This window comes from Georgenia sp. H159 (assembly GCF_035607575.1).
GTDB lineage: Bacteria > Actinomycetota > Actinomycetes > Actinomycetales > Actinomycetaceae > Oceanitalea.
On the sequence record NZ_JAYDZY010000015.1, the window covers coordinates 68043 to 77531 of the forward strand.

The window sequence follows — 9489 nt, forward strand, 5'->3', positions numbered from 1 at the left end:
AGGCTCCTACGAGATGGGCTCAGGCGGGGCGATGCCCAGCAGGTCCTTGATGGCGGCGAGCAGGCCGTCGAGCCGCGCCATGACGATCTGGTACAGCGCCTGCCCGAGCTCCGTGGACGCCAGCGCGACGCCGATCGCCAGCAGCCCGGCGAGCGCGAGCAGCACGATCTGCAGGGTGGAGATCCGCGTGCGGTAGAGCTGGGAGACGCCCTTGGCGTCGATGAGCTTGTGCCCCACGCGCAGGCGGGTGAGGAAGGTGGAGGCCATGCCGGCGCGGCCCTTGTCGAGGAACTCCACCAGGGTGGCGTGCGTGCCGACGGCGACGATGAGCTCGGCGTCCTTGTCGTCGGCGAGGAGCATCGCGACGTCCTCACTCGTCCCCGTCGCCGGGAAGACGACGTGGTCCACGCCCAGCTGCTCCACCCGCGCCATGCCCGGTGCGCGCCCGTCGCGGTAGGCGTGGACGACGATCTCGGCCCCGCTGCGCAGCGCGGTGTCCGAGACCGAGTCCATGTCCCCGACGATCATGTCCGGCGTGAGGCCGCTCTCGAGGATCGCGTCGGCCCCGCCGTCGACCCCGATGAGGACGGGCCGGTACTCGCGGACGTAGGACCGCAGCATCGCCAGGTCCTCCTTGTAGTGGTAGCCGCGCACGACGATGAGCACGTGCCGGCCCTCGATCGTGGTGCGGACCTCGGGCACGCCGACGCCGTCGAGGAGGAGCTCACGCTCACGGTTGAGGAAGTCCATCGTGTTGCCGGCGAAGGCCTCGAGCTGGACCGACAGGCCCTCGCGGGCCTCGGCCATCGCCACGGCGACGCTCTCCTCGGTCTGCACCGTCCCCTCGGCGACGAGCACCGTGCCGGAGTAGACGGCACCCTCGTCCACCCGCACCGTCCGCCCCTCCCGCAGCGACATCACCGCCCCGCCGAGGTCGTCGATGAGGGGGATGCCCTCGCTGACGATGATCTCCGGGCCGAGGTTCGGGTAGCGCCCGGAGGTCGACTGAGCGGCGTTGAGGACGGCGGCGGGGCGGCACGCGACGAGCGCCTCGGCGGAGACGCGGTCGAGGTCGAGGTGGTCGATGACGGCGATGTCGCCGGGCTGCAGCCGCTTGGTGAGGTTCTTCGTGCGGGCGTCCACGCGGACGACGCCGGTGACACCTGACCCGGTCTCGGGCGGCGTGCGGCGGCGGAAGAGCGGTCTCACGCCAGTCATCGTGCCACGACGGCACGGTCGAGGAGCTCTGCGGCGTGACGGCGCGCCACGTCGGAGTCCTCCTGGCCCGACAGCATCCGGGCCAGCTCCTGCTCGCGCTCGGTCCCGGAGATCGCCCGGACGTCGGTGATCGTCGTCGCGCCGATCGACTTGCTCACGAGCAGGTGGGTGTCGGCGAAGGCCGCCACCTGCGGCAGGTGGGTGACCACCACCACCTGGGCGACCCGGGCCAGCCCGGCCAGCCGGCGACCCACCTCGATCGCCGCTCGGCCCCCCACCCCGGCGTCGACCTCGTCGAAGACGAAGGTGGGCCGCACGGTGGAGGCCTCGGGGGACGCGACGGCGACCTCCAGGGCAAGCATGACCCGCGACAGCTCACCGCCTGACGCCCCGTCACCGAGGGGGCGCGGCGGGGAGTCTGGGCGTGGCTGGAGGAGAAGGGAGACCGTCTCGGCGCCCCACGGGCCGGGCTCGGGCAGCGGGTCGAGCCCGACGGCGAGGTGGGCACCGGCCATCGCGAGGCCGGCGAGCTCGGCGTCGACGGCCTCGCTGAGGCGGGCGGCGGCCTCGGTGCGAGCGGCGGTGAGCTGCTCGGCGCGTGCCCCGAGGGCCGCGGTCAGCTCGGCGAGCTCCTCCCGCAGCGCCGCCCCGCCGTCGTTCGGGCCGTCGATCTCCGCGAGCCGCGCGGCGGCCGCCGAGGACCACTCGGCGAGCGCGTCCGGGTGCTCCACGCCCAGGCGCAGCGCGGCGTCGCGCAGGGCAGCTCGGCGCTCGTGGGCCGTCTGGAGACGGTCCGGGTCGGCCTCGAGCGAGGTGAGGAAGGCCGCGACGTCGGTGCCGATGTCGGCGAGCAGGTAGGACACCTCCGCGAGGCGGCCGGAGAGCGCGGCCAGCTCGGGGTCGGACACCTCGAGGGCGCGGCGAGCGACGTCCACGAGCACGGAGGCGTCGAGCTCGGCGCCGTCGCCCGTTCCGGCGAGCGCTGCGTACGCGCGGCCGGCGGCCTGCCGCAGCTCCTCGACGTTCCCGAGCCGCTCCGCCTCCGTCCGCAGCGCGTCGTCCTCCCCGGGCTGCGGGTCGAGGGCCTCGAGCAGCTCGAGGCCGGCTCGCAGGCGGGCCGCCTCCCCCAGGCGCTCGTCGCTGCGTGCCTGCCACTCCTCCAGGCGCGCCCGGGCCTCGGTGAGCCGCTGCCACGTGTCGCGGTACTCCGCGAGGACCGGCACGGCACCCGCGAAGGCGTCGAGCAGGGCACGCTGACGTGCCGGTGAGCGCAGCCGCAGCTGGTCGGACTGGCCGTGCACGGTGACGAGGTCGGCCGCGAGGTCGGAGAGGAAGGCCTGCGGCACGCTCCTGCCGCCGGCGAAGGATCGGGAGCGGCCCTTGGCCGGCAGGCTGCGCGCGAGGAGGAGGGCGTCGTCGTCCAGCGAACCGCCGGCGTCCTCGACCCGTCGGGCGACGTCGTCGGACACGACGAAGGTGCCCTCGACGACGGCCCGGTCCGTGCCGCTGCGGACGACGGCCGGGTCGCCGCGGCCGCCGAGGAGGAGGTCGAGGCCGGTGAGGACCATCGTTTTGCCGGCCCCGGTCTCGCCCGTGATCACCGTGAAGCCGGCACCGAGCTCGAGGCGCGCCGAGGCGATGACACCGAGGTTCTCGATGCTGATCTCCTCGATCACGGGTCCTTCCTTCCTCCCCGCCACCCGGACACGGGCAGGTTGAACTTGGCGACGAGGCGTCCCGAGAAGGGCGTCTCCTCGAGCCGGGCAAGCCGCACCGGCTCCTTCCCGCGGCGGACGTCGATGTGTGAGCCGACCGGGGCAGGCAGCTGCCGCCGCCCGTCGCACCACACGTCACCGGCGGAGAGGTTGCGGTCGAGGACCTCGACCGCGAGCACCGAGGACGGGCCGGCGACGAGCGGGCGGGCGAACAGCGCGTGGGCGGCGATCGGCACGACGAGCAGGGCCTCGACGTCGGGCCACACGATCGGCCCGCCCCCGGAGAAGGCGTAGGCCGTGGAGCCGGTCGGCGTGGCGATGACGATGCCGTCGCACCCGAAGGAGGACAGACCTCGGCCGTCCACACCCAGGGCGAGCTCGATGACGCCGGAGCGGTCGACCTTCTCGATGGTGGCCTCGTTGATCGCCCAGCCGGTGTGGACCTCGCCCGACGGCGTCTGGACCTCGACGTCAATCGTCATCCGTTCCTCGACGGTGTAGTCGCGGTCCGCGACGCGCTGGACGACCTCGACGAGGCTGTCCGGGTCGGCCTCGGCGAGGAAGCCGACGTGGCCCAGGTTGACCCCGATGAGCGGGATGTCGCGGCCGCGGACGAGCTCGGCGGCGTGCAGCAGGGTGCCGTCCCCGCCGAGCACGAGCACCAGCTCGGGGTCGTTGGCCGGGTCGTCGTCGAGCTCGTGCACGGGCTCGATGCCTCGCGCCCGGAGCCGGTTCTCGACGTCGGTCGCGGCGGTGACGGCCTGCTCACGCCACTCGTGGCGGACCAGGAGGACACGGCGCGTCACGGGGCCACCTCCGGACGCTGGTCGATCGCAGTGGCGATCACGGCGTCGAGCTCCTCGGGCGGGTGCGTGCGGTGGGGGTCACGGCGCAAGCCTATGAAGTACTCGACGTTCCCGCTGGGACCCGGCAGCGGGCTGGGCACGACGGCGTAGGTCCGCAGCCCGAGCTCCGCCGCGGCGTCGGCAACCGTCCGCACCGCCTCGGCGTGGAGGGCAGGGTCGCGGACCACGCCGCCGCGCCCGAGGCGGTCGCGACCGACCTCGAACTGGGGCTTGACCATGAGGAGGAAGTCCGCGTCCGGGGCGGCCGCGGCCGCCAGCGCCGGCAGGACGAGCGTGAGGGAGATGAAGGAGAGGTCGGAGACGACCAGGCCGGGGGCCGGCGCGACGGCCGCGGGGTCGAGGGTGCGGACGTTGGTCCGGTCGAGCACCGTGACGCGCGGGTCCTGCTGCAGCGACCACACGAGCTGTCCGTACCCGACGTCGACGGCGACGACGTGCTCCGCGCCGCGGCGCAGGAGGACGTCGGTGAACCCGCCGGTCGAGGCGCCCGCGTCGAGGGCGCGGCTGCCGGCGACGGTGGGCGCGTCGGGGCCGAGCGCGTCGAGCGCGCCGGCCAGCTTGTGGGCGCCCCGGGAGGCGTAGTCGTCGCTGGGCGGGGCCACGACCCGCAGCGCCTGTGCGGGGTCGACCTGCCGCGCCGCCTTGGTCACCTGCCCGCCGTCGAGCAGGACGTGGCCGGCGGAGATGAGCTCGGCGGCGTGCTGCCGCGACCGGGCAAGACCGCGGCGGACGAGCTCGGCGTCGACCCGGACGAGGCGCGCCACGTCAGGACTCGGCGCTGGAGAGCTGGGCGGCGAGCGCGCGGTGCACCGCGTCGAGCACCGCCACGTGCTCCACGAGCGGCCGGTCGGCGAGGGTCTCGAGCTCGGCGAGATCGGGCACGGGCTGGGGAGCCGAGGGCGGGCCGGGCACGGGCGGCCGCGGCGTGGCGTTCGACATGGTTCCCTTCCTCTCCGTGGTCCCCGGCCAGGCTACCGCCGCGGGCCGACGCGGCCCGCACCGCCTCGCGGCGCGGAGGCTCAGGTGAGGTTGACGAGCGCGACGAAGGTGAGCGTGCCGGCGCCGACGCTCAGCAGCGTGCGGCGCCCGGCGCCGAGATGCACGACGACGGTGACGACCGCCGCGGCCAGCGCGTGCGGCGCGTGCCCGGCCAGAGCGGAGGTCCGGAAGGTCACGGCGGCCAGGATGGCCAGGATGCCCACCGGCATCCAGGTGGCCATCGTCATGACGAAGCGGGACTCGCTCAGCGGCCGGAGGATGGCGAAGGGGACCGCACGGAGCGCCACCGTGATGACGAAGACGATGGCGAGCACCGCGACGACGTACCAGGGCTCAGGCATGCGGCAGCGCTCCGTGTCGGCGGGCGCGGAGGTAGCGCACGACGAGGGCGGCGACGAAGAGGACCAGCCCGGCGAGCAGCACCGAGCCCGGGAACACGACGACCGCCGCCGTGAAGGCGAGCCCAGCCAGGACCAGTGACGGGACCTCCCGGCGTGTGCGGCCGGCGTCCAGGGTCAGGGTGATGAACAGGGCGCACAGCGCGAACTCCAGCCCTTCGATGGGCCCCGGGAGGACCGCCGCGACGGCGACGCCCGTGAGCCCACCCCCGACCCAGTAGGCCTGGAAGGAGACCTGCATGGCGAGCAGCCGCCAGGACGTCCAGCCGTGCCGGCGGACAGCCGTCATGGCGTAGGCCTCATCGATGAGCGCATAGACGGAGTACGCACGCGCGACCGGGTGCCGCACGACGTGCAGGGGGAAGGAGAAGGCGTAGAAGACGTGGCGGAAGTTGACCACGAGCGTCGTCACGGCGATGGCGGCCAGCGACGTCCCGGCGCTGATGAGCCCGACGAGCAGCAGCTCCAGGGAGCCGGCGAACGCGGCGAGGGACAGGGCCGGCGCCATCCACCACGGCAGTCCTGCCTGGACCACCAGGAGGCCGAACGCCACCCCGAGCGGGTACATCCCCAGCCCGGCGGCCAGCGAGGCCCGGACACCGGCGAGCATCTCGCTGCGCGGCGACTCCCCCGCGTCGTGCTCGGCGTGCACGGTGTCCCGACGGTCAGCCAACGGTCAGCGGGGGGACCACACGTGCGTCGACGGGCTCGCCCCGGTCGGCCGCGTCCCACGCGGCGACGCACAGCGCGCGCCAGCCGTCGAGGCTCACGGTGACCGGGGCAGCACCGTTCAGGCGCTGCGCCCCGGAGGGGCCGCGTGGCCCGGTGGGGTCGTCGACGAGCTCGAGCGCGCCGTCGTGCACCCTGGCCACGGCCGCGCCGCAGCCCCACCAGCCGTCCTCGACCGCCAGCGGACCGGGGTGGTGGACGAACAGACCACGCAGGTCGACGGCGAGGAGCGAGGGGCGCTGGTGCGCCGGTGCGAGGACGACGTCACGTGCGGTGGCGACCCCGGTGAGGACGAGCAGTCCCGGCATTCCCGAGGCGCGGGCACCCTCGAGGTCGGTGTCCAGCCGGTCACCGATGGCCAACGGGGAGGAGGCCCCGATCCGCTCCGCCGCCTGGTGGTAGATCGCCGGCAGCGGCTTGCCGGACGCGACGGGGTCGACGCCGGTGGCCTCGACGACTGCGCGTACGAGCGCCCCGTTCCCGGGCGCGATGCCGCGCTCCTTGGGGATCGAGCCGTCGAGGTTCGTCGCGACGTGGCGGGCGCCCGCCCCGACGGCGTACGCCGCCTCCGCGAGGTCGCGCCAGCCGAGGTCTGCCGCGTAGCCCTGGACCACGGCGGCCGGCGCGTCCTCCGCGCTCTCGACCAGCTCGAAACCGGCATTCTGCAGGGCGGTACGGAGGCCCTGGCCCCCGATGGGCAGCACCCGGGCCCCCGGCTCGAGCAGCTCCCGGAGGAGCAGGGCCACGGACTGTGCGGAGGTGACGACCTGCCCCGGTTCGCAGGGGACGCCGAAGCCGGCGATCTGCGCCGCGATCTCCTCGGGCTCACGCGAGGAGTTGTTGGTCACGTACAGCGGACGCAGCCCTCGACCGGCCGCCGCCTGGACGGCGTCGACGGCGTGCACGACGGCGTCGTCGCCGAGGTAGATGACGCCGTCGAGGTCGTAGAGACCGACGTCGTGGACGTCGCAGGGCGGTGCTGACGCGATGAGCGTGGCTGTCACTGACGGTCCTCCAGGTCCGTGTCGGCGAACAGGTCGAGCTGGGCGGGCTCCGGCTCGTCGTCCTCCCCCGGCTCCGGGTCGGAGGACTCCTCCGGCCCCGGCACGGACTCCGGCTGTGCCACGGGTTCCGCCTCCTGCTCGCGTTCCGGCTCAAGCCCCGCCTCCGGCTCCGGCTCGGGCTCCGGCTCCGCCGCGGGCTCCGACCCAGGCTCCGGGTCCGGCCCCGGCTCGAGCTCCGGCTCCGGCTCCAGCTCCGGCTCCAGCTCAGGCTCCGGCTCCGGCTCCGGCTCAGGCTCCGGCTCAGGCTCAGGCCCAAGCTCGAGCTCAGGCTCCGGCTCCGGCTCCGCCACGGACTCCGGCTCCGGCTCCTCCGACGCACGTTTCGGCGCGTCGCCGACCTCGGGCTCCGTCCCGTCGTCGTCTGAGGGCTCAGGGCTCACTCCACGCTCGTGTGCGCCACCGGACTCCGGCTCGCCACGGGAGTCGACCGCGGGCACCGCAGCGGAACCCGCGGACGTGTGCTCCCCCTCCTGGTCCGGGTCGTCGCCGAGGAGGTCCGTGACGACGACGGACTCGGGGGCCTCGAGCCCTCCGGCTGCCTCGCGTGCCGCGGCGGCCTCCTCGTGCCGTCCGAGGGTCTCGAGGCGATCGGCGCGCACGAGCAGGAGCCGGTGACGCGGCTCGGCGTCGCGGACCACGGGCAGCAGCTTGTCGAGGACGAGCAGCGCGGCGTCGTGCTGACCGAGGTCCGCGCGGGCACCGCTCTCCACGAGGGTGAGCTCGACGGCCTCGGCGACCGGCAGCTCCCGCTTCTTCGCCTCGCCGATGACGGCCAGCGCGCGGTCGGGTCGGCCGAGTCCGCGCTCGCAGTCGGCCTCGATCGCGGGATGTGCGTCCATGCCGCTGAGCCGGCGCACGGTGCGCACCTCGCGGAGCGCCTCGGCGTAACGGCCGGTGGCGTAGGCGGTCAGGGCGAGCGCCTCGCGCACGACGTCCACGCGACCGGCGCTGCCGACCGCCGTCCGCGCATGCTGGTAGGCGAGCTCGGGATCGGCGTCGACCAGTCGCCCCGCCATGACGAGGTGGGCGGCCACATGGTCCGCGTTCGACTTGGACAAGGTGCGCAGCCGTGCCCGGACCGGGCGGTCGAGCATCTGCGGGGTCACGTCGTCGTCGATCAGCGGCTCGGCCGAGCGCGGTGTCTCACGGCGGAACTGCCGGGGCGCATCGTCCCGGCCGCCGGTGCGGCTCTGGCCGGCGTCGCCGTAGCGACCGCCCGCGGGGCGGTCGTCCCGCCGCGTGCCTCGCGTGTCAGGCCGGGACCGGTCGTCGCGGTCGGAGCGACGCCCCGCGGGACGCTCGTCGTAGCGGCGCTCACCGCCGCGACGGTCGTCACGACGGCGGTCGGACGACGGGCGGCTGTCTCGCCCCCGGTCGTCCGGACGCGCGGTGCGTGCACGGTCATCACGTTCACCCGAGGGCCGCTCGCTGCGGCCGCTCGAGCCGGCACGGTCGTCCCGGCGGGTTCCGCCAGCACGATCGTCCGTGCGCTCCCAGCGCGGACGATCCTCCCGACGAGGCGCCCCGCCACGCTCCTGTCCCCGGTCCCGGTGCGGACGGTCGTCCCGACGCGGTGCCCCGCGACGGTCATCCCGGTCTCCGCGGGGACGCTCGGCCGATCCGCCCAACCGGGTGCGGTCGCCCCCACGAGGGGCACCACCACGGTCGTCGCGACGGTCCCACCGAGGACGCTCCTCACGCCTGTCGGCCCGGCCACGGTCGTCAGAGCGCCCGGACTGCGAGCCACCCGTGCCGCGCGACCCGCCGAGCCGCTCCTCACGGCTCGGGGCGCCGCCACGCTCGGTGCGGCGGTCCCACGTCGGGCGCTCGCCCGGCCCACCAGGGCGAGAGCGGTCCCCGCTCCGCGGGGCACCTCCGCGGTCGTCCCGACGCTCCCGCGAAGGACGGTCGTCCTGACCGCCCGACCGGGCGCGGTCAGCGCCACGCGGTGCGTCGGCGCGCTCGTCCCGCCGGTCCCGATCGGGACGGCCGCCACGCCGGTCGTCGCGGCCCCGGTCGCTGAACCGGTCCGACTGCGGGCCGTTGTCGCGTCGCGGTCCGCCGGAGCGCTCGGCCCGACGCTCGCCCTCCCGGGGGCCGTCGGGCCGACCCGTGCGCTCGCGGTCGTCACGGGGGGCGCCTCCGCGGGCGCCGCCCGTGGGGCTCCCTGCGCGCGTCGCCCCGTACCGTCCACGGTCGCCGGCGCCCGCTGCGCCTCGGCGCTCGCCGCTTTCGCGGTCCGGTCGGCCGTACCGCGCTGCCTGCCGATCGCCGTCCCTCGCTGGACGGGGCCCGCCGGAACGCTCCGAGGCCCGCGGAGCGCGCCGGTCCGGCCGCTGCGCACCAGGACGATCGTCGCCGCGTGCGGCGTTGTCGCTGTGATCGTTCATCAATAGCCCTTCATCCTGGGACACACCCGGCCTGAAACACGTATGGGCCGCAACGGTTGTTGCGGCCCATAGGTGAATGGGTGTTCGGCGGTGTCCTACTCTCCCACGTA

General features: G+C 75.0%; 9 protein-coding genes. All 9 read right to left on the reverse strand.

Annotated elements, in window-relative coordinates; all coding sequences use genetic code 11:
- Positions 1 to 6: 6 nt before the first annotated feature.
- Positions 7 to 1218, reverse strand: a complete 1212-nt coding sequence (gene steA / locus VR894_RS17310) for a putative cytokinetic ring protein SteA (RefSeq protein ID WP_416380866.1) — start codon at positions 1216 to 1218, stop codon at positions 7 to 9.
- Positions 1215 to 2894, reverse strand: a complete 1680-nt coding sequence (gene recN / locus VR894_RS17315) for a DNA repair protein RecN (RefSeq protein ID WP_324653552.1) — start codon at positions 2892 to 2894, stop codon at positions 1215 to 1217. The genes steA and recN overlap by 4 nt, the downstream gene beginning before the upstream one ends.
- A complete protein-coding gene (locus VR894_RS17320; protein ID WP_324653554.1) occupies positions 2891 to 3739 on the reverse strand; it encodes an NAD kinase in 849 nt (282 codons plus the stop codon). The genes recN and VR894_RS17320 overlap by 4 nt, the downstream gene beginning before the upstream one ends.
- The gene (locus VR894_RS17325; RefSeq protein WP_324653555.1) at positions 3736 to 4563 is read right to left on the reverse strand and encodes a TlyA family RNA methyltransferase; all 828 of its coding nucleotides are present in this window, start codon (positions 4561 to 4563) and stop codon (positions 3736 to 3738) included. Before VR894_RS17325 ends, VR894_RS17320 begins: the two co-directional genes overlap by 4 nt.
- A 1-nt stretch (position 4564) precedes the next feature.
- Positions 4565 to 4738, reverse strand: a complete 174-nt coding sequence (locus VR894_RS17330) for a hypothetical protein (RefSeq protein ID WP_324653557.1) — start codon at positions 4736 to 4738, stop codon at positions 4565 to 4567.
- Positions 4739 to 4818: 80 nt separating this feature from the next.
- Positions 4819 to 5139, reverse strand: a complete 321-nt coding sequence (locus tag VR894_RS17335; RefSeq protein WP_324653558.1) for an AzlD domain-containing protein — start codon at positions 5137 to 5139, stop codon at positions 4819 to 4821.
- A complete protein-coding gene (locus tag VR894_RS17340; RefSeq protein WP_324653559.1) occupies positions 5132 to 5848 on the reverse strand; it encodes an AzlC family ABC transporter permease in 717 nt (238 codons plus the stop codon). The genes VR894_RS17335 and VR894_RS17340 overlap by 8 nt, the downstream gene beginning before the upstream one ends.
- 13 nt (positions 5849 to 5861) lie before the next feature.
- Positions 5862 to 6929 (reverse strand): HAD-IIA family hydrolase, encoded by a 1068-nt coding sequence (locus tag VR894_RS17345; protein WP_324653560.1) that lies wholly within the window; start codon positions 6927 to 6929, stop codon positions 5862 to 5864.
- Entirely contained in the window at positions 6926 to 8095 is a 1170-nt protein-coding gene (locus VR894_RS17350) for a hypothetical protein (protein WP_324653562.1), read from the reverse strand. The genes VR894_RS17345 and VR894_RS17350 overlap by 4 nt, the downstream gene beginning before the upstream one ends.
- Between the last annotated feature and the right edge of the window lie 1394 nt (positions 8096 to 9489).